This is a genomic window from Vibrio sp. A2-1, from assembly GCF_021728355.1.
GTDB classification, from domain to species: Bacteria; Pseudomonadota; Gammaproteobacteria; order Enterobacterales; family Vibrionaceae; genus Vibrio; species Vibrio splendidus_K.
The window spans coordinates 106,526-127,155 of record NZ_JAKKCO010000007.1; the positions used below are offsets into that span (position 1 = coordinate 106,526).

Here is a 20,630-nt window from a genome sequence, read left to right on the forward strand (position 1 = left end):
ACCACTGCTTTTTCTTAGAATTTTCTAAGAAAGCCCTAGAATCGATTGGTTCTGGGGCTTTTTTCTATCTGCTGTTTGGGAAATGATGATGGCTTGCTAAGTCGGGTCATTTTATTGGGTATCTAGCCTTTATCACTTATCTAGCAAAGTCTCTCTGTTAACGCTTTTTGTTCCTTAAAGGCAGCACCACAAACTTCATTATCCAATGCAACGACAGCAAACCACTGAATGCGAAAGCAGCCATCATCAAAGCGATGGCATTGATGGTTTTTGGGTCTTCTTTGAAAAACAACCACCATACTCCCCAACTTAAAATCGACAACACCATCAGCTGATTCATACAGCGCTGGCAGCGGCCGAGTTTGTTACGGATTTTTTCACTTTTATTGCAATGAATGCATGTCATCTTGGGTTTGATTCGCGTTATGCTTGTTGCCTTGATAATAACACGTCACAAGATATTGGATCACGGTGACACAGAGAGAGAAAGTCGATGATTGAGCGCCAAGAAACCAAACAACGCATGAGCCGTATTGTTAAACACAACGGCACTATCTACCTATGTGGCCAAGTGTGTGCTGATGCAACAAAAGACATCACTGAGCAAACACAAACTATGCTGGATAAAGTGGAAGCCCTACTTGAGCAAGCGGGTAGCGACAAAGAACACATGCTGTCAGCAACGATTTACTTGAAAGACATGAAAGACTTCCAAGAAATGAATGCAGTTTGGGATGCATGGGTTCCAGAAGGTCACGCTCCAGCTCGCGCATGTGTGACGGGTGACATGGCTCGCGAAGCGTTACTTGTTGAGATCTCTGTGATTGCTGCTGAGAAGTAATCGCGAAGTCTATAGCGATAAGTAATTGCTTCAAGAGATTCCAGATACCTCGTTCCTCGATTCTGGAATGACGAGTTTGGACTTCGACTTAATTGTGTATCACAAAGCGTCGTCATTCCCGGTAGCGACGAAGGAGCGTGGTCGGGAATCTATTATTTGCTCGTTGCCAAAAACAAAAAGGAAAGCCAATGGCTTTCCTTTTTAGTATCTAGCGTTTGCTAACTACTTAACAATATTCCGAGGTTAACAACCCGGGCCACAATCTAGACAGTGTTTCACCATCTCTGGACCAAGGTGCAGTTTCGCATTTAGGTCACGTAGCGCTGTTCGTACACCTTCTTCAATTACTGGATGGTAAAACGGCATATCCAACATTTCAGAAACCGTCATCTTTTTCTGGTGTGCCCATGCGAGTAAGTGAGCCAAATGTTCTGCGTTTGGTCCCATCATCTCAGCACCAAGGAAACGGCCTGTACCTTGCTCGCCGTAAACGTGCAGAATACCTTTGTTGCGTAGCATCACTCGTGAACGACCTTGGTTCTCGAAAGACACTTCACCCGTTGCGAAACAACCACATGTGCCTAAGCGGGTTATGATCTCTTTGTATGTTTCACCAACCATCGCGATTTGTGGGTCAGAGAATACCGCAGAGATTTTAGAGCGGCGTAAGCCTGCGCGAATCTCAGGGAAGCGACCTGCATTATCACCCGCAATACGTGCTTGGTCAGCTGCTTCATGTAGCAGAGGCAGTTGGTTACTTGCGTCACCAGCAATAAAGACTGATGGTAGCGATGTTTGTAGCGTGTAGTGGTCGGCGATTGGCACACCACGTTCATCAAGCTCTAGAGAGGTATTATCTAGGCCAAGCTTATCAGTATTAGGACGACGGCCTGTTGCTGCCAGCACATACTCAACGATGTTAGTTTCTAGTTCACCTTGCTTATTGATGAACTGGATTTCGACGCGATCTTCACCTGATTCTGTGGTAACGCGCTTCATGCTTTCGATTTTCACGTCAGCATCAAGGTAGAACTCTTCATTGAAGGCTTTATCTGCATACGCCATGATTTCTGGGTCGGTTACTGGGCCAACTTGACCACCCAAACCGAACAGTTTGGTCTTCACACCTAAGCGATGCAGTGACTGACCAAGCTCAAGACCAATCACACCTGGGCCAAATACTGCGACTGATTCCGGTAAATCATCCCAGCTGAACACGTCGTCGTTAATGATCAGGCGGTCACCAAGCTCATTCCAAACTGCAGGGTATGCAGGGCGAGAGCCGGTCGCGATAACAATACGCTTAGCGTTGACAACCGTGTGGTCATCGATTTGTAGCGTGTTGTCGTCTAAGAACTTTGCGTAGCCAGAGATCTTGTCTTGCTCTGGGATTTCATCAACACCTTCTAAAACAAAACCAACAAAACGGTCACGTTCAAACTTCACTCGGTCCATCACTTCACGGCCGTTAATCACGATATCACCTTGTGGGTGAACGCCAAAAGCCGGAGCTTTCTCGATTTGGTGTACGCTTTCAGCTGCTGCAATAAGCAGTTTGGATGGCATACAACCAACACGAGCACAGGTTGTGCCGTAAGGGCCGCCTTCAATCATCACGACACTGTCAGTGTGTGCTTTTGCAGCGCGGTAAGAACCTAGACCTGCTGTACCGCCCCCGATAACTGCTACATCTACATTGACTTGTTTCATAATAATTTTCTCGCAATGGCTAAATTTAGTGTGAACGAACCCCTCCAACTCTGGTGATTTTTTGAGAGTCAGGATTGCGGTTCAGTTTTGTGATTCTGTTTTATTAGGTTTAGCTTGTGATTCAGCTTTTTGTTACTAACTGCTTCTTGTTACTAACTATAGGTTAGTTAAAAGTTGGCGAGTTAGAAGCTGTATCTTTTTCCAAAGCTCAGATAAGAGTGGTTTGGAATAGCTAACCCACAAAAAGGTGAGTTAGCTGGTATTACTAAGCTATTTAATTACTTAGGTTATTTAATCACTAAGCGTTTATTAGCGACTAAGTGATTAACCTAGGAAAGTTTCTAGTTCTTCGCTGCCACCGATGTGTTTGCCACCGATGAATACTTGAGGAACGGTAGTGCGACCAGAGATTGCACGTAGGCTTACTGTTGTTGCGTCTTTACCCAGAACCACTTCTTCGTAGTTTAGACCTTTGTCGATTAGGTTCTGTTTTGCTTTCATACAGAAAGGACAGCCTGGCTTAGTGAATACTGTGATTGACTCTTGCTCTTTGTGTTCAGGAGCAAGGTAGTTAAGCATAGTATCAGCATCAGAAACCTTGAACGGGTCGCCTGGTACGTCTTCTTCGATGAACATTTTTTCTACCACGCCGTTTTTAACCAGCATGCTGTAGCGCCATGAACGTTTGCCAAAGCCGATGTCGTTTTTCTCAACTAGCATACCCATGCCGTCTGTGAAGTCGCCGTTGCCATCTGGGATGAATGTGATTTTTTCAGCTTCTTGGTCTGCTTTCCATGCGTTCATTACGAACGTGTCGTTTACAGAAACACAAAGGATGTCATCAACGCCGTTTTCTTTGAATACAGAGTGCAGCTCGTTGTAACGAGGTAGGTGGCTTGAAGAACATGTTGGTGTAAACGCACCTGGCAGGCTGAATACGATAACTGTCTTGTCTTTGAATAGCTCTTCCGTCGTTACGTTAACCCATGCATCGCCTTGGCGAGTTGGGAATGTTACTTGAGGGATTGATTGACCTTCTTTAGATGCAAACATATTGATTTCCTTAAATAGTATTTTAATTTTTTTCTATCAGAGCATAACGTTTTTCTTTGCTCTGTTTCGTTTCGTTGAGCCCATTATTAGATAAATCCTTTGATAGCTCTAATCGTTTGATGTTATGGTTTTGATAGGTAAATTCTATCAAGAGCATTTTTCTTTTAAATGTTTCTATTAAAAACCTTGTTCTTATTAAAACCTGAGGTAAGAGACTGAGCATGAACATTCGTGACTTTGAATACTTGGTGGCGCTCGCTGAGCACAAACATTTTCGAAAAGCAGCAGAAGCGTGCTTTGTAAGTCAGCCGACATTGAGCGGTCAAATACGCAAACTGGAAGATGAAATTGGACTTCAGTTAACCGAGCGTAGCCCAAGGAAGGTAATATTTACAGAGTCAGGTTTACAACTTGTTGAGCAAGCCAAGCGCATTCTCAACGAGGTAAAGACGTTTAAAGATATGGCGAGTGGACACGGTGAAGCGATGACGGGACCAATGCACATTGGTTTTATCCCGACCGTTGGCCCATACATTTTGCCAAAGATTATTCCTCATCTAAAAGAGAGTTTCCCAGATCTTGAGCTTTACCTGCACGAAGCGCAGACCCATCAGTTAGTGAGCCAACTAGAAGATGGCAAGCTTGATTGCTTGGTGCTGGCTGCGGTTGATGAAACGGCAGCGTTCAAAGAGATTGATGTCTATGACGAGCCATTAAGCGTTGCCGTACCGTGTGACCATGAATGGGCACAACAGGACGCTGTCGATATGCTGCAGTTAAATGGACAAACCGTACTTGCACTGGGCGATGGTCATTGCTTACGAGACCAAGCCTTGGGTTTCTGTTTTGCTGCGGGTGCAAAAGATGATGAACGCTTTAAAGCGACCAGCTTAGAAACGCTGCGTAACATGGTAGCGGCAGGGGCGGGCATTACCTTGTTACCTCAGTTATCGGTTCCAAAGGAAAAGCAGAAAGATGGCGTGTGTTACGTGCCAGCGGTGAATCCAACACCTTCACGTCGCATTGTTGTTGCCTACCGACCGGGCTCTCCGCTAAAGGGGCGTTTTGAGCAACTGGCTGAGGCTATCCGAACTCAATTGGAAAAAACGGCTTAGCACTCGAGTTTAGAGTGGAGTTCGTTCAGATGTAGATATAAAAAAGGGTTGATATGAATTCATATCAACCCTTTTTTGTTGGTTCATCTTACTAGGTTCAACAAACCCTAGCTAGAATAGCTCTTCTACTGCTTCGCCTGATGACGTTGAGTAGATGTCATCATTGAAACGTTCAGTGATGTACTCAGTTGGCTCTGTGCCTTTCTCGAAGTACTCGAACATCGATGAGCTATCGAACTTGTTAGTCAGTAAGCCAGTTTCACGGTCGATACGAACACGAACGATGTTCTCCGGAATCTCTTTACGTTCAGCAGGAACGCCCGCTAACGCAGTACCCATGAAATCAACCCATGCAGGTTCTGCTGTTTTAGCGCCCGCTTCGGCACCGGTAATTTGGCTCTTGCCAAGGTTAGAGTTCGCTTTAGTTCGACCTAGGTTACGGTTGTGGTTATCAAAACCAACCCATACCGTTGCCACCATGCCAGGGCCGTAGCCGCTGTACCATGTATCTTTCGAGTCATTGGTTGTACCGGTTTTACCGCCAATGTCACGACGCTTCAACGGCTGAGCTCGCCAACCTGTACCATTCCAACCTGTGCCAGCACTCCAGTCACCGCCGCCCCAGATGTTGCTGTACATCATTTCGCGAACAAGGAATGCGTTTTGCTCAGAGATGACTTGAGGCGCGTATTGCACTTTGGCATCCACATCTTGCTCTGCAAACTCATCGGCCATTGGGTCTGTGGCAACCTTATGATCGCAATTGTCCTTACAAACCACTTTTGGTGTTGCTTCGAATTCAGTCTCACCAAATGGCGTTTCAATGCGGCTGATGTAGAAAGGTTCAACGTAGTAGCCGCCATTAGCGAATACTGAGTAACCTTGAGCTACCTTCATTGGCGTTAAGCTACCCGCACCTAGAGCAATGGTTTCAGATCGAGGTACTTCGTCAATATCAAAACCAAAACGAGTTAGGTAGTTACGAGTATCATCTAAGCCAACTTCACGCAGCACACGCACAGCCATTACGTTTTTAGATTGAGCTAAGCCAATACGTAAACGCGTAGGACCCACGTAGGTCGGTGGTGAGTTCTTTGGTCGCCATGCGGTACCTTGGCTCTTATCCCATTGATTGATAGGCGCATCGTTGATCAGTGATGCTAACGTTAGGCCTTTATCAATCGCCGCTGAGTAGATAAATGGTTTGATACCAGAACCCACCTGACGAATAGATTGCGTCGCACGGTTGAATTTGTTGTGAACAAAGTTAAAGCCACCCACCATCGACAATACCGCGCCGTTGTTCGGGTTCATTGCAACAAAAGCAGTGTTCGCATTGGGTACTTGGCTTAGTCGCCATTCAACAGGTGTTTCTGACTTCGCCTCTGCTGACTCTTCTGTCGGTTCTTCAGATACTTCGTCTCCTGTAATTGCTTCATGGCGAACCCAAACTTGTTCACCAACAGCAAGAATCTCTTTCGCTTGAGAAGGGGCTGGTCCTTGGCGATTATCCGTTAGGAATTTACGCGCCCAGTTCATGCCTTGCCACTCAATAGTGCCTTCACCTTGGTTTTTAACCCAAACTTGAGCACTTTTCGAATCAACCGCGGTAACAACAGCAGGTACTAAGTCACCATAGGTTGGTTGAGACTTAAGGTGTTTAACGATTTGTTCCTGATCCCAAGCTGATTGTGCCGTCTGCCATAATACTTTTTCTGCACCACGGTAGCCGTGACGCTCATCGTAGCCAAGTAGGTTCTTAATCGCCGCTTGGTTCGCTGCTTTTTGCAGTTTTGAATCAACGGTCGTGTAAACCTTCATTCCTGATGTGTAAGCGGCTTCGCCATAGCGTTCAACCATCCAAGCACGTGCTACTTCAGCAACATACGGCGCGCTCAGTTCAATCTCTGCACCGTGGTATTTCGATATCAATGTCTCGCTACGAGCTTCATCGAACTCTGCTTGAGTGATGTATTTCTCGTCTAACATACGACGTAATACCACGTTACGACGGTGAGTCGCGCGCTCAAGCGAATAGATAGGGTTCATCGTGGATGGTGCTTTCGGCATCCCCGCCAGCGTAGCAATTTCACTCAGGGTGAGCTCAGGGAGATCCTTTCCGAAATAAACACGCGCTGCCGCGCCAAAACCGTACGAGCGGTGACCAAGGAAGATCTTATTTACATAAAGCTCCATGATCTCTTCTTTGCTAAGCAGTTGCTCGATATGGATCGCAATGAAGATCTCTTTGATCTTACGCATGATCTTTTTCTCATTAGATAAGAAGAAGTTACGCGCAAGCTGCTGAGTAATGGTACTCGCCCCTTGCTTGGCTGAACCCGACATAGCAACGACGAGCGCTGCACGGGTGATACCGATTGGATCAATACCTGGGTGTTCGTAGAAACGGCTATCCTCGGTGGCAATCAGGGCCTCAACTAAGTGGCGAGGAATCTCGTCATAAGTCACTGGGTTACGACGCTTTTCGCCAAATTGAGAGATCAACTTACCGTCTTGACTGAAGACTTGCATTGGCGTTTGGAGCTTCACGTCACGCAAAGTGGCAACATCAGGCAACTCTGGTTTTACGTAATAATAAAACCCAAAAATTGTACTGACTCCAAGAATCATGCAAATCAATGTAAATATGAATAATCGCTTTATGAACTTCACCGGATAATCCCTGATTAGTTAAGGCTGATAAGCAGCAAACCCTTGTACTCTAGGCTAAAAACTTAGCTTTCGTTTATTAACGCTTATTTAACTAATAATCACAACCCCTAGATAATCAACGAAATGCTTGGCACTTCAGGAGCTAGGTCACATGGGTTCATCATTAATTACAGGTATAGATATAAATCATCACAGCATCAAAGCCGTGGTACTAAAACCCGTGGGGGAGTTGTATGCCCTAGTGGGATACAAAGAGCTGCCGATTTCGGACGACATTTTTACAGCTAACCATACTTTGGAGTATCAGAAAACTGTTAAGAAACTTAAAGAACTTAGGAAAGGTCTGCCTTTTGGCTGTTGCAACGTCGCCATTTCAGTACCTGATAACACGGTGATCAGCAAAGTACTGCAAATAGAGAGTGAGTTAGAAGACAGAGAAAAAGAGTTTTCGATCTATCAAACCTTTGCTCATCAATCTCCCTTTCCGATAGAGGAGCTGAGTTTAGATTTTGTAAAGCTAGAAGACAAACGATTTGGTAAAGGTTCGACAAGCAGTTATCAGGTATACGCCACTCGTAAAGAAGTGGTGGATAGCCGAGCGGATGCTTTGACCAAAGCTGGTTTTAAACCTGTGGTGGTAGACACGCAGGCGCATGGGTTGCTTAACATCTGGCAAATGGCATCGCGCCTGTACCCCGAAAAGAAAAACTGGCTGCTGGTGGATGTGGGAATCGACCAAACGTCGTTAGGCATTATTCCACAAGGTTTGGCACCGTTTTATAAAGATATCGCTTTTGGTACCAAAGATCTTCGCAGCAATGGTGCGGCAAGTGATATCGAGAGTGTGTTCGCCACCACTGAAGATACACATCAATTCATTGTTAACCTGATTGAGAAGCTCAAGCGTCAATTGCAGCTCTATTCCTCGGGAAATGCGCAGCAACCTATCTCAGGGATCTGGCTGATGGGCGAGGGCGCCAGCATTCCTATGGTAACCGAAGAGCTAGAACGTCATTTTCAGATGAGTTGCGAGTCACTGAACCCTTTGTCTCTATTTGAGAATAAGGTGGCGAAGCGACGTCGATTACCAACGAACTGGCAACATTTCGGTATTGCGGCGGGTATGGCGATGAGTGGACTCAAGTGGCAGGGAGAAAAGCATGTTGCATCAAATTAACCTGCTGCCGTGGCGTGATGATATTCGCGCTCAGCACAAAAAGCGCTTTATTCATCTGGTCATTCTTGGTGTCATCATCGCGCTTGCAGGGCAATGGGCGGTTGGTCACTATTTTTACGACCAACAAGCCAAGCAGCAAGCACGTCTTAGTTACCTCAATCGATATATTGCCGAGCTCGACCGACAAATTCAGTCATTAAAGGTCGCGGAGCAGGAGCATAAAGCGATTCTGACCAGGCTTGATGTAGTCGAATCATTGCAGCTTGGTCGCAACAAGACCACCGACTTTATGAACCTGATGCCGAAGCTTATTCCTGAGGGTGTGTATGTCGACAAGATAAAGATGAATGGTCAGGAGATTGAAATGTCGGGCATCAGCGACAGCACCGCTCGTCTCGCCACCATGTTGGACAATCTAGAGCGTTCTGATTCTCTGGAAGGGGTCGAGATGCACTCCATCGTTCATAACCGCAAGCGCTTCAATAAAGAGTTTCAGACCTTCAAGGTCTCTTTTGTGTTTAGCCCTATTTCTTTAGAAAACACGACCGCAGAGAGCACAACTGCGAACATAAAAGAGAAGGGGGCGAATCATGGCTAACCTTCAAAATAAGATTAGTTGGCAAAACAGGATGAGTTTGCAAGATCTCGATGTTGATGAGATTACCGAATGGCCATTGCTGCCTCAGCTTCTCGTGATTCTGGTGTTGATAGTGTTAATCCAAGGTGTTGGCACTTGGCTTTATGTGCTGCCGCTCGACGATGAACTGCAACAGATGAAGCAACAAGAGCAGACCTTAAAAGCGACCTTGAGAATAAAGGCCAATAAGGTTGCGGCCTTACCTAAGCTTCAGAGCCAGCTGGATGAGCTAACTAGCCGTTATGACTATCTATTGGAGCAATTGCCCGTTCAAAAAGAGCTAGCCAGTATGTTGGCCTCTGTGAACGAGCTTGGATTGGATAATAAGCTGACATTTACGCGAATTGACTGGGGGCAGAAGCAGAACAAAGAGTTTCTCTATCGTTTACCGCTCAACATCGAGCTGACGGGTGACTACCACGAGATTGGTGATTTCTCTGCGGCCATTGCTAAGCTGCCGCGCATCATCAGCTTTGATGACGTGAATTGGCAGCGAGTCAGTCAAGAAAGTAGCACGCTGCACTTCAGGGTTCGAGCTTATACCTACCAATTTAAATCGGAGGTCAATGATGAAACCCAATAGCGTGTTTTATTCAACATTACTATTGCTTGTGCTCACTGGCTGTAAAGCGAATGAAGATTCGTTAGAAGACTTTGTCGTGCAAGTTGAGGCCAAAGCGAGAAAAGAGGTGGAACAACTGGTTCCTGCGACTGAATTTTTGGCCGCTACTTATCAGCGCCGAGCCTTTCGTCCTCCGTTTGAACTGCCTAAAGAAGCCATCGTGCAAAATCAGCCTTTAGTTAAGAAAGACTGTTGGCAACCTAGCACGCGTTCTCGTAATGGGAAATTAGAGAAGTACCCGTTGAGTAAGCTTCGTTTAAGAGGCGTCATGGGAAGCGGAACAAGTGTGTTTGGGTTAGTGCAAACACCCAAAGGGAACGTGGTAAACGTCAAAAAAGGCCAGTTTATCGGCTTAAACAATGGCCGAGTTACTAAAGTGACGAGCCAGTACGTTCAGATTAATGAAACTCTTCCAGATGGCTTAGGTTGTTGGCATAAGCGCAACGTTAGACTGGCTCTGAAGTAAACCAATGTCACATGATGTGGATATGAGATGTAAATATGATTAAAGGAATAAGTGGATTAGTGAGCAAGGCTCTACAAGGTTTTGCTGTGTCTGTGATGTTGGTCTTTAGTGTGCTCAGTCACGCCGAGAGCTTACCTAATCAATTGGAGAATATTGATTTTAGGGTAAACAAAGATAAAGACGCCGTCATTATTATTGAGCTGGCAACCAGCACCGCTGTGGTGGATGTTCAACGTGCTCAGGAAGGGTTAAGTATCGAATTACTCAATACTCAAGTTAATGACGATAAGCTTTATCTTTTGGATGTGAAGGATTTCGCGACCCTAGTGGAAGGTATTGAAGTCTATAAAGAGACGTCCAGCACACGACTGTTGGCGACGATCGCTGGTGACTATCAGTATGAATATAACCTAAAAGGTCGTTTCATAGAGGTGGTGATCAGCAAGCCTGTTATCAATGAAGCGACCAAAGAGAAAAGCGTTTTAGAAAAAGAGGGCAAACTGATATCGATTAACTTCCAAGATATCCCGGTACGAAATGTCCTGCAGCTGATTGCTGACTACAACGATTTCAATCTCGTCGTGTCTGACTCGGTAGCGGGTAACCTAACTTTACGTTTAGATGGCGTACCTTGGCAGCAAGTTCTCGACATTATCTTGCAAGTTAAAGGGCTAGATAAGCGCGTTGATGGCAATGTTATTTTGGTGGCGCCAAAAGCAGAACTCGATCTTCGAGAGCAACAAGCGTTAGAGAAATCTCGCTTGGAAGAGGAGTTAGGGGAGCTTAAGTCGGAAATCATCAAGATTAATTTTGCTAAAGCCACCGACATTGCCGACATGATTGGCGGTGAAGGTGCGGTAAGTATGCTGTCTGACCGCGGTTCGATTACCATTGATGAGAGAACCAACTCACTGCTCATTCGTGAATTGGAAGAAAACATTGCGGTGATACGAGGCATCATTGAATCGCTAGACATTCCCGTGAAGCAAGTACAGATAGAAGCGCGCATCGTAACCGTTACCGAGGGTAACCTTGATGAGTTAGGGGTGCGTTGGGGTGTTTCTTCCACCAACGGTAGCTTTAAAGTTGGCGGCTCGATAGAGGGCAACCACCCATCGCAAATTACGCCGTATGACGATAATGGTGGGAATAGTGCGATTGACGATTTCCTCAACGTTAATCTAGGGGCGACATCTCCTAATGCATCAAGCATTGCGTTTCAGGTGGCCAAACTGGGTTCAGATACCTTGCTTGATCTTGAATTGTCGGCATTACAACAAGAGTCAAAAGCTGAGATTATTTCCAGCCCACGTTTAATCACCACCAATAAAAAGCCCGCTTATATTGAGCAAGGTACTGAAATTCCTTATTTAGAGTCGTCTTCAAGTGGTGCTACTTCGGTCGCATTTAAGAAAGCAGTGTTGAGTCTTAAGGTGACACCACAAATCACGCCCGACAATCGTTTGGTATTGGATTTAAGCGTGACGCAAGATAGGCCAGGGCAAGTAGTGAAAACAGGAACGGGTGAGGCTGTTGCCATTGACACTCAACGCATAGGGACGCAAGTGCTTGTTAATAATGGTGAAACAGTCGTGCTTGGCGGGATATTTCAACACAGTGTGAGCAGTACAGTGGACAAAGTTCCTCTGTTAGGAGACCTGCCAGTTTTGGGTGCATTATTCCGTCGTAGCTATGAAAATGTGGGTAAAAGTGAACTACTTATTTTTGTTACACCCAAAGTTGTGATTCAGTAATGAGCAATTAGATTAAAAATAAAGTTGCATTAGTGGCACCTAACCTTGATAATTTCGGGTCTTATCACGAATTATCTGTGAGGAATCGGTGCCACGGGCCTTTTAATTTCAGTACTTGTACTGACCTACCTTGTGGCGATGTCATTGAATTAACGTTGTAAATTACTGCTAAAAACATGGCTGAGAAACGCAATATTTTTCTTGTTGGCCCAATGGGCGCCGGCAAAAGTACAATTGGTAGACACCTAGCTTCCCAACTTCATATGGAGTTTCTAGACTCTGACACTGTGATCGAAGAGCGCACTGGCGCAGACATCGCATGGGTTTTTGATGTTGAGGGCGAAGATGGTTTCCGTAAGCGCGAAGAATCTGTAATCAACGATCTGACAGAAGAACAAGGTATTGTTCTTGCGACAGGCGGTGGTTCAGTGCTGAGCAAAGAAAACCGTAACCGTCTATCTGCACGAGGCATTGTTGTATACCTAGAAACAACAATTGAAAAGCAACTTGCTCGCACTAACCGCGACAAGAAACGCCCTCTACTTCAAACAGACAACCCGCGTGATGTGCTAGAAGATCTAGCTGTATCTCGCAACGCACTATACGACGAAGTGGCGGACTACACAGTTCGTACCGACGATCAAAGTGCAAAAGTGGTAGCCAACCAGATCGTAAAAATGCTAGAAGAACGTTAAGTTCATTTTTTCGGAGAGCAAACCCATGGAACGGATTACGGTCAATCTAGCTGAGCGTAGCTACCCTATCTCTATTGGCGCCGGGTTATTTGAAGACCCGGCGTACCTTTCTTTTTTATCAGGCAAACAGAAAGTTGTTGTTATCAGTAATGTGACAGTAGCGCCTCTTTATGCCGATAAAATTTTATCGTTGTTGGATCAAGTAGGCTGTCAAACTTCTCTTTTAGAGTTGCCAGACGGTGAGCAATACAAAACACTTGAAACGTTCAACTCAGTGATGAGCTACATGCTTGAAGGAAATTACAGCCGCGATGTGGTGGTGATTGCTTTGGGTGGTGGTGTTATCGGTGATTTGGTCGGTTTTGCTGCCTCTTGCTACCAGCGCGGTATTGATTTCATTCAAATCCCGACGACCCTTCTTTCTCAAGTGGACTCCTCTGTAGGTGGTAAAACTGCAGTGAACCATCCTCTTGGCAAGAATATGATCGGCGCTTTTTACCAACCAAAATCTGTCATCATCGATACTAACTGCTTATCAACGCTTCCAGAGCGTGAGTTCGCAGCGGGCATTGCTGAGGTGATCAAATACGGCATCATTTACGATGAAGTCTTCTTTGATTGGTTGGAACAGAATCTAGAGAAACTTTATCAACTTGATGAAGATGCACTGATTACCGCGATTGCTCGTTGTTGTGCAATTAAGGCTGAAGTGGTTGCTATAGATGAAAAAGAGTCAGGAATCAGAGCGTTATTGAACCTAGGTCATACATTTGGTCATGCGATCGAAGCAGAACTAGGCTATGGTAATTGGCTACATGGTGAAGCTGTGTCGTCAGGCACTGTAATGGCAGCGAAAGCCGCTCAATTACAGGGACTGATCTCTCAGCAGCAACTTGAGCGAATTATTTCTATACTCAAGAATGCGAAACTGCCAATCCATACGCCAGAAAGCATGTCTTTTGAAGACTTTATGAAGCACATGATGCGTGATAAAAAAGTGCTGTCTGGTCAGTTACGTTTGGTATTACCAACAAGTATTGGTACCGCTGAAGTGGTCGCTGATGTGCCTCAAGACATCATTAAACAAGCGATTGATTTCTGCCGTACTCTTTAAATTTGGTTGTGAGGTTGCCTAGCTAAACTCTAGGCAGCTGAAGCGTTTTACTGATCGATCTTATCAGTAGGGATCCCCAATGAGTTTGGCTCATGAATTAAGAGTATTAGAGTTAGAGTCTCAAGTTGAGCTGCTAGAGCGCTTACAGCTTTTGACTAACTTTGGTTCAAACCTTGTAACGGTTGCGGGCAAAGCTGGCTCTGGCCGATCTTGGTTGGCTCAACGTTATCTTGAGGCGTGGTCGACAGAAAAAAATCAGTGTTTACTGCTTTGTCACCCAAGCCAAGACGATCAACAACGTCGCGCGCTTATTCTTAGCCAAATTGTTTCTGATCCCCTGTTTAATCAACATGATTCTTTATCAGATAGCCTCGCAAGGCTACTGGATGGAGAGTCGTGTAATGTGGTTATCGTTGTAGATGATGCCCATCGACTGTCTGAGCTATTGGTATCCGAATTATGGATGTTGGTACTTGAAGCTCAATCAAACCCTCAATGGACGATTAATATCGTTCTCTTCTCGGAAATTGGCCATCTAGACACGCTACTAACACGTCTTAGTTACGGGCAACCACACAAGCCTATCGACCTCGAAATCGATGATCTTTCTCAACCAGAAGCGGAACATTTCTTTGAATCCCTAGTGATTCGATATGTTGATGATGAGTCTGAAACTCGCGTGCGACGTGCGTTTAATAAAGCGCAACCTTTGCCCGGCGAGTTAATGGCTTTAGGAGAATTGAAAGTGGAAAAAAGGATTATTATTCGCTCAATTATTGGCTCACCCATCAATATCGCGATGGTGGTGGCCTTGTTGTTGGTTTTAATTGGTGGTGGCTATTGGTGGATGTTCAGTCAACCAACCCCTGACGATAAAGCGCAATCACTTATCGCTCCCATCGAACAAACCGCTATCCCAACGTTTGAAGTGGAAAGTGGTACCGAGCAAGCCGGAGTCGATGGTTCTTCAGATTCTGAAGCCGACATGAGCTATCAAGGTGCTGACGATGACAGTTCATCTTTACCACCGGTTGTGGTGGAAGGTACAGCCAGTGTTGGCGAGGTGAAACAAGAGCAGCAACGTGTGGTGATTACTTCTGATGTGGTTGATGCCTTACTGGATGACAAGCCGAAAAGTGCCGATACCAGTGCGATTGATGCTGCCGTAGAAGAAAACACAGGTGCCGCGGTTAGCGCGCAACCTGATGCGGCGAAAAACGAGTCACAAGCTTCAGTTGATGAAGATACTGACCTAACGGAATCAACACCGCCGACGAAAAAGATCACCTTCTCATTTGCTCGCGAAGAGTTACAAGCTATCTCGCCACGCGCTTATACCTTACAGTTGAGCGCGATGACGTCATTAGAAGATGTTCAGTCTTTTATTGAAGAATATGACGTCGAGGACAAGGTTCGTATTTACCCAACACTTCGCAATGACACTAAGTGGTTTATTATCACTTATCAAGATTATCCAACGATTCAAGTCGCGCGAGATGCCGTAAGTGCGTTATCAAAACCACTTCAGCAGTTGGAACCTTGGGCAAAATCGATGAATCAAGTGCATCGAGAGATAGAACGTGCGAAATAACCCTGAGCTTAGCCTCAAAATATGTTACATTCCGCAGCCTTATTTTTGAGTTGATAGATAGAGCAGTAAATGAAAAAGCAGCGTGCCTTTCTAAAATGGGCTGGTGGTAAATATGGCCTAGTTGAAGACATCCAACGTCACCTGCCACCTGCTCGTAAATTGGTAGAACCGTTTGTCGGTGCCGGCTCAGTATTTCTGAATACTGATTTTGAACAGTACCTGCTTGCAGATATCAATCCCGATCTTATCAACCTATACAATCTACTTAAAACCGATCCTGAAACCTATATCACTGAAGCGAAGCGTTGGTTCTGTCCGGAGAATAACCGTAGAGAGGTGTTCTTAGATGTTCGCGCTGAGTTCAATGGTACAGATAACGTCATGTATCGCTCGTTAGCTTTCTTGTACATGAACCGATTTGGCTTCAATGGCCTGTGTCGTTACAACAAGAAGGGCGGTTTTAACGTTCCATTTGGTTCTTATAAAAAACCTTACTTTCCAGAAGCTGAGTTGGAGTTTTTTGCTGAGAAAGCGAAGAAAGCGACGTTTGTTTGTGAAGGGTATAGCGAGACCTTTAGCCGCGCCCGTAAAGGCTGTGTGGTTTATTGTGATCCTCCTTATGCGCCATTGTCTAGTACTGCTAACTTTACCTCTTATGCGGGTAATGGCTTCAGCTTAGATGATCAAGCGGCCTTGGCTGATGTTGCAGAAAGAGCGGCAATGGAACGAGGCATTCCTGTCTTGATTTCAAACCATGATACGACCTTAACGCGCCGTTTATACCATGGTGCGGAACTGAACGTGGTCAAAGTTAAGCGCACCATTAGCCGTAATGGCGCAGGGCGTAATAAAGTTGATGAGTTACTGGCACTTTTTCATAAAGAGAAAAACCAGCAACACGTTTCAACAGAATTGTAGTCGTCAGCATAATCCCCAAACTCATTAAATTGAGTGACCAACGGGTACTTTCATAAACTAATCTTTCGAACTGCTAGAATCTGCTTAGGTGCTTAGGTAGAATTGCACACCAAATAGTCTTGGGATTGAGTCTTGTATTCGTGTACGAGATGTCACAAGGCGGTGATATTCGCAATTTACTCACTCTTAAGAGGTTTGGTATGAAAGATTTTCTAATCGCTCCATCGATTTTGTCTGCAGATTTTGCTCGTCTTGGTGAAGACGTAGAAAAAGTACTCGCAGCCGGTGCCGACGTTGTGCACTTCGATGTGATGGATAACCACTACGTACCTAACCTGACTTTTGGTGCTCCGATCTGTAAAGCGTTGCGCGACTACGGCATCACAGCTCCTATCGATGTTCACCTAATGGTTAAGCCAGTAGACAGCATCGTACCTGAGTTTGCTAAAGCCGGCGCATCAATGATTACCTTCCACGTTGAAGCATCTGAGCACGTTGACCGTACTCTACAGCTAATCAAAGAACACGGCTGTAAAGCGGGTGTCGTACTTAACCCAGCAACGCCACTTTCTTGCCTTGATTACATCTTAGATAAAGTAGATATGATTCTACTGATGTCAGTGAACCCTGGCTTTGGCGGTCAATCTTTCATTCCTCATACTCTTGATAAGCTGCGCGCTGTTCGTAAACTTATTGATGAATCTGGCCGTGATATCCGCCTTGAAATTGATGGTGGCGTGAAGGTAGATAATATCCGTGAAATCGCAGAAGCGGGCGCAGATATGTTCGTTGCTGGTTCAGCTATCTTCAATCAACCAGATTACAAAGAAGTGATTGATGAGATGCGTGCAGAGCTTGCAAAAGTAAACGCATAATCGTAAAACTACAGATAGATTGAATATTAAGGGGCTAATTGGCCCCTTTTTTACGTCTTGGAGCTCAACTCATAAGACGAACATAATAAATAGGAAAGTAAGATGTCATTAAGCTCAATAAAACTGATTGCCTTTGATTTGGATGGAACCTTGTTAGATAGCGTGCCTGATTTGGCTGTCGCCGCTGACCAAGCTTGTCAGGAACTGGGTTTTTCTTCAGTAAGCGAAGAACAAGTTCGCGACTATGTGGGTAATGGTGCTGATGTTCTTATTGGACGTTCATTGAGCCGTAATCTTACGGTTGATCCAAGCCTTGAGCCTGATCTTTTGAAGAAAGCGCGTATCCTGTTTGATGATTTCTACGAGCAGGGCGGCCATAAGCTGAGTCACCTTTATCCATCGGTTAAAGAGACGTTAGTTGAGCTAGACAAAGCGGGCTTCACCATGGCGCTTGTCACCAACAAGCCTTCGAAATTTGTACCAGATGTTCTGGCGCAGCACGGTATCGATAAGTACTTTGTTGATGTGTTGGGTGGCGACTCTTTCCAAGAGAAAAAACCGAACCCAGTAGCGCTGAACTGGTTGCTGGAAAAGCATAATGTGAAGGCTGAAGAGATGCTGATGGTAGGCGATTCAAGCAACGACATCAAAGCGGCTAAGAACGCAGGCTGCCACTCGTTTGGTCTGACTTACGGCTATAACCACGGTGAGCCTATTTCAGTATCAAACCCTGACTATGTCGCAGACAACATTGCACAATTACTAGATGTCGTTCTAGTTTCAGCATAAAGCGGACAAAAGTTAGCTAACCTACTAGCAAAATACTTATCAATGAGTACACTGGATGAGCCGTACAGAAGAGCTGTGCGGCTTTCTATTTTAAAGTTAAGAAGCTAAGTTTTTCAGATACTACGTTAAGAAACTAAGTTAACGAGCTTAGCGAACAAGCAAAGGAATTAAAAGCATGAGCAAGCCCATCGTATTGAGTGGTGTTCAACCATCTGGTGAACTAAGTATCGGTAACTACTTGGGTGCTCTACGTCAATGGCAACAGATGCAAGATGATTACGATTGCCAATACTGTGTTGTAGACCTTCACGCAATTACGGTTCGCCAAGATCCGAAAGCACTGCATGAAGCGACTCTAGACGCATTAGCAATCTGTCTTGCTGTCGGTGTTGATCCAAAGAAGAGCACGCTATTTGTTCAGTCACACGTACCAGAGCATGCTCAACTTGGTTGGCTTCTTAACTGTTACACACAAATGGGTGAACTGAGCCGTATGACTCAGTTTAAAGATAAGTCTGCACGTCACTCAAATGACGTAAACGTAGGCCTATACGACTACCCAGTGTTGATGGCTGCAGATATCCTGCTTTACGGTGCTCACCAAGTGCCAGTAGGTAGCGACCAGAAACAACATCTAGAGCTAGCGCGTGATATCGCCAATCGCTTTAACAACATCTACGGTCCTGAAACGCCAATCTTCCAAGTACCAGAACCTTACATTCCAACAGTGAATGCACGTGTAATGAGCCTGCAAGATGCGACTAAGAAGATGTCTAAATCTGATGATAACCGTAAGAACGTGATTACTCTGCTAGAAGAGCCTAAGTCGATCATCAAGAAGATCAACAAAGCGCAGACTGACGCAGAAACACCACCACGTATTGCTCACGATTGGGAAAACAAAGCGGGTATCTCTAACCTAATGGGTCTGTACTCTGCAGCGACGGGTAAAACGTTCGAAGAGATCGAAGCGCAATACCAAGGCGTTGAAATGTACGGTCCGTTCAAGAAAGATGTAGGCGCAGCATTGGTTGAGATGCTTGAGCCAATCCAAGCTGAATACCATCGTATCCGTGCTGACCGTGCTTATATGGATGCAGTAATGAAAGCGGGTGCTGAAAAAGCCTCTGAGCGCGCTGCTGTGACTCTGAAAAAAGCATACGAAGCGGTAGGTTTTGTTACTCGCCCGTAGATTGGCATGTAAATCACTTTAAAAATCACTAATTATAAATAAAAGGTCACCTTTAATAGGGTAATGCCGTTCGGATAAGCATTACTGCTTGAACCTAAACGGATATTTGGCTGGAACAAAGAGGACTGAACGTGGAAACGTTCGGTCCTTTCTTTTATCTGGAAGAATGAAGTGACTCAGACTTTCTCTCATCCTTTTAAGTTTGACTGGTAGGGTTCCATCTGGACTTAAAGCTAACCAACGTAACTGAGCATCTATAAGGTTAATTGCAGCAGTAAAGCTTACCCTAGTCGCTCGAACCCCGGCTTCTGAAGCTATCTTAACCATCTCTAATCGCACTAAGTTATAGGCAAGTAATACGCCCCAAAGCTCTTGCTTCACACCGGCAGAAAAACGACTTCGTAAAGTGACGTGACTTTGCAGTTGAGTCTGTTTAATTTCACCATAACCCTCTTCAATCTCCCAACGTGCGGGTAAATTCGGATTCTGCCGTTGAGCTTGAGGAGAGATAGGCATTGAAATGAGCATGTCGTTTTCCGCATATTTCTCCAACACTTCATAGCGTAGTTTACGTTTTGCAGGCATTAACCAGTGAGTATTTTCCGCACTCTCTTGCCACGACAACAAAAGGTCTGCCGAGAAATAACAACGATCAAATAAGGTCAATGAGTGTGCGGGGATATCATGGAATAGGCGCTTAGCTAAGGTCGTTTCACCGACATGACAACCATCAAAAGCCGCCCCCATAATCATTCGTGTTTCTGTTGACATCAAAGCGACTAAACGAAGTTGAGGGTAAGGTTTCAATTTTTTAGAGATGAACCCAAATTCTTCAGCGTTCTCTGGGGAATCTTGACACCTAAATGTTGTTCCATCCACAGCAAGTACATTAAGTTCTAAGTCTCTGTCTTGTTGAAGGATATCTCCTGGGCTCTCATCTAGACGTCGACGTGAATCAGTTAGGACACTAGGTGCGACACGAGACCAACTATCTTCAGGTTTAGGCTGAAGCGCAATGTCTAATGAACTGCATACCTCTTTGATAGACATGTTGCGTTGCAACCCCATCAACATTGTTGATGAGGATTATCTTCTAACTGCAGGATCGTTCAAGTCTTCTTAAACGATCGGCATTAACCTTTAATAGGGTGGCCTTTTTATTAGTGATTACTAATTTAATGTCAAATCATATAAAGCAAAATGAAAACAAAAAATGGGTAATAGCTCTAATTTTTACTACGTTATGTAAAAAAATGTTGCTTAGCCTCGAGTTCTGTTGGAACTGGACAGTGAGTCAAAAGAGTGAAAAGTCACTAGCGATTAATCTCTCATTAAAATGCTGAATTACTTTTGTGTGTTTCATAAAAAAGAGACATTGGCTAAATAAGATAATAACGCTGATTTTTGC

The 20,630-nt window shown here is 45.0% G+C and carries 19 protein-coding genes and 1 pseudogene; 14 read left to right on the top strand and 6 right to left on the bottom strand.

Going from position 1 to position 20,630, the window contains the following annotated elements; translation table 11 throughout:
• Positions 1–157 precede the first annotated feature (157 nt).
• Positions 158–406, bottom strand: coding sequence for a DUF3624 domain-containing protein (locus L3V33_RS18845; RefSeq protein ID WP_029405376.1), 249 nt, complete (start codon positions 404–406; stop codon positions 158–160).
• Positions 407–493: 87 nt separating this feature from the next.
• Between L3V33_RS18845 and L3V33_RS18850 the strand changes: the two genes are divergently transcribed.
• Positions 494–841: a RidA family protein gene (locus L3V33_RS18850; protein WP_004729674.1), complete on the top strand. Its 348-nt coding sequence runs from the start codon at positions 494–496 to the stop codon at positions 839–841.
• A 243-nt stretch (positions 842–1,084) separates the two neighbouring features.
• Here L3V33_RS18850 and L3V33_RS18855 read toward each other — a convergent pair whose 3' ends face one another.
• From L3V33_RS18855 to L3V33_RS18865, 3 genes are all read right to left on the bottom strand, one after another.
• Positions 1,085–2,551 (bottom strand): dihydrolipoyl dehydrogenase, encoded by a 1,467-nt coding sequence (locus L3V33_RS18855; protein WP_237291034.1) that lies wholly within the window; start codon positions 2,549–2,551, stop codon positions 1,085–1,087.
• Positions 2,552–2,875: 324 nt separating this feature from the next.
• Complete coding sequence (locus tag L3V33_RS18860; RefSeq protein ID WP_004729672.1) at positions 2,876–3,604, bottom strand: glutathione peroxidase; 729 nt, start codon at positions 3,602–3,604, stop codon at positions 2,876–2,878.
• Between the two features lie 22 nt (positions 3,605–3,626).
• Entirely contained in the window at positions 3,627–3,827 is a 201-nt protein-coding gene (locus tag L3V33_RS18865; protein WP_114634072.1) for a hypothetical protein, read from the bottom strand.
• On the opposite strand from L3V33_RS18865, the gene oxyR reads away from it, so the two are divergent.
• Entirely contained in the window at positions 3,826–4,719 is an 894-nt protein-coding gene (oxyR, locus tag L3V33_RS18870; protein ID WP_114634071.1) for a DNA-binding transcriptional regulator OxyR, read from the top strand. The genes L3V33_RS18865 and oxyR overlap by 2 nt on opposite strands.
• A 111-nt stretch (positions 4,720–4,830) precedes the next feature.
• On the opposite strand, the gene L3V33_RS18875 is transcribed toward oxyR, so the two are convergent.
• A complete protein-coding gene (locus L3V33_RS18875) occupies positions 4,831–7,392 on the bottom strand; it encodes a PBP1A family penicillin-binding protein (RefSeq protein ID WP_171316629.1) in 2,562 nt (853 codons plus the stop codon).
• A 151-nt stretch (positions 7,393–7,543) separates the two neighbouring features.
• Between L3V33_RS18875 and pilM the strand changes: the two genes are divergently transcribed.
• The 12 genes from pilM to trpS all read left to right on the top strand — a co-directional run bounded on the left by pilM (position 7,544) and on the right by trpS (position 19,222).
• Positions 7,544–8,569, top strand: coding sequence for a type IV pilus assembly protein PilM (gene pilM / locus L3V33_RS18880; RefSeq protein WP_102481611.1), 1,026 nt, complete (start codon positions 7,544–7,546; stop codon positions 8,567–8,569).
• Positions 8,553–9,167 (top strand): PilN domain-containing protein, encoded by a 615-nt coding sequence (locus L3V33_RS18885; protein ID WP_237291036.1) that lies wholly within the window; start codon positions 8,553–8,555, stop codon positions 9,165–9,167. Before pilM ends, L3V33_RS18885 begins: the two co-directional genes overlap by 17 nt.
• Positions 9,160–9,789 (top strand): type 4a pilus biogenesis protein PilO, encoded by a 630-nt coding sequence (pilO, locus tag L3V33_RS18890; RefSeq protein ID WP_004729667.1) that lies wholly within the window; start codon positions 9,160–9,162, stop codon positions 9,787–9,789. The genes L3V33_RS18885 and pilO overlap by 8 nt, the downstream gene beginning before the upstream one ends.
• The gene (locus L3V33_RS18895; RefSeq protein WP_114634067.1) at positions 9,776–10,294 is read left to right on the top strand and encodes a pilus assembly protein PilP; all 519 of its coding nucleotides are present in this window, start codon (positions 9,776–9,778) and stop codon (positions 10,292–10,294) included. The genes pilO and L3V33_RS18895 overlap by 14 nt, the downstream gene beginning before the upstream one ends.
• A 35-nt stretch (positions 10,295–10,329) precedes the next feature.
• On the top strand, positions 10,330–12,048 hold the full coding sequence (locus L3V33_RS18900) for a type IV pilus secretin PilQ family protein (protein ID WP_054542267.1): 1,719 nt from the start codon (positions 10,330–10,332) through the stop codon (positions 12,046–12,048).
• 176 nt (positions 12,049–12,224) lie between these two features.
• The gene (gene aroK / locus L3V33_RS18905; protein ID WP_004729664.1) at positions 12,225–12,743 is read left to right on the top strand and encodes a shikimate kinase AroK; all 519 of its coding nucleotides are present in this window, start codon (positions 12,225–12,227) and stop codon (positions 12,741–12,743) included.
• A gap of 25 nt (positions 12,744–12,768) precedes the next feature.
• On the top strand, positions 12,769–13,857 hold the full coding sequence (aroB, locus tag L3V33_RS18910; protein WP_146456913.1) for a 3-dehydroquinate synthase: 1,089 nt from the start codon (positions 12,769–12,771) through the stop codon (positions 13,855–13,857).
• Positions 13,858–13,936: 79 nt separating this feature from the next.
• The gene (locus L3V33_RS18915) at positions 13,937–15,448 is read left to right on the top strand and encodes an AAA family ATPase (protein ID WP_237291037.1); all 1,512 of its coding nucleotides are present in this window, start codon (positions 13,937–13,939) and stop codon (positions 15,446–15,448) included.
• Between the two features lie 69 nt (positions 15,449–15,517).
• Complete coding sequence (locus L3V33_RS18920; RefSeq protein WP_065207402.1) at positions 15,518–16,366, top strand: Dam family site-specific DNA-(adenine-N6)-methyltransferase; 849 nt, start codon at positions 15,518–15,520, stop codon at positions 16,364–16,366.
• A gap of 200 nt (positions 16,367–16,566) precedes the next feature.
• Positions 16,567–17,241, top strand: a complete 675-nt coding sequence (gene rpe, locus L3V33_RS18925; RefSeq protein ID WP_029222055.1) for a ribulose-phosphate 3-epimerase — start codon at positions 16,567–16,569, stop codon at positions 17,239–17,241.
• Positions 17,242–17,343: 102 nt separating this feature from the next.
• Positions 17,344–18,030 (top strand): phosphoglycolate phosphatase, encoded by a 687-nt coding sequence (locus tag L3V33_RS18930; RefSeq protein ID WP_237291038.1) that lies wholly within the window; start codon positions 17,344–17,346, stop codon positions 18,028–18,030.
• A gap of 175 nt (positions 18,031–18,205) precedes the next feature.
• Complete coding sequence (trpS, locus tag L3V33_RS18935) at positions 18,206–19,222, top strand: tryptophan--tRNA ligase (protein ID WP_004729658.1); 1,017 nt, start codon at positions 18,206–18,208, stop codon at positions 19,220–19,222.
• An 81-nt stretch (positions 19,223–19,303) separates the two neighbouring features.
• On the opposite strand, the pseudogene L3V33_RS18940 reads toward trpS, so the two are convergent.
• Positions 19,304–20,306: pseudogene (locus tag L3V33_RS18940) on the bottom strand (IS4 family transposase); the annotation flags it as partial.
• Positions 20,307–20,630: the final 324 nt, after the last annotated feature.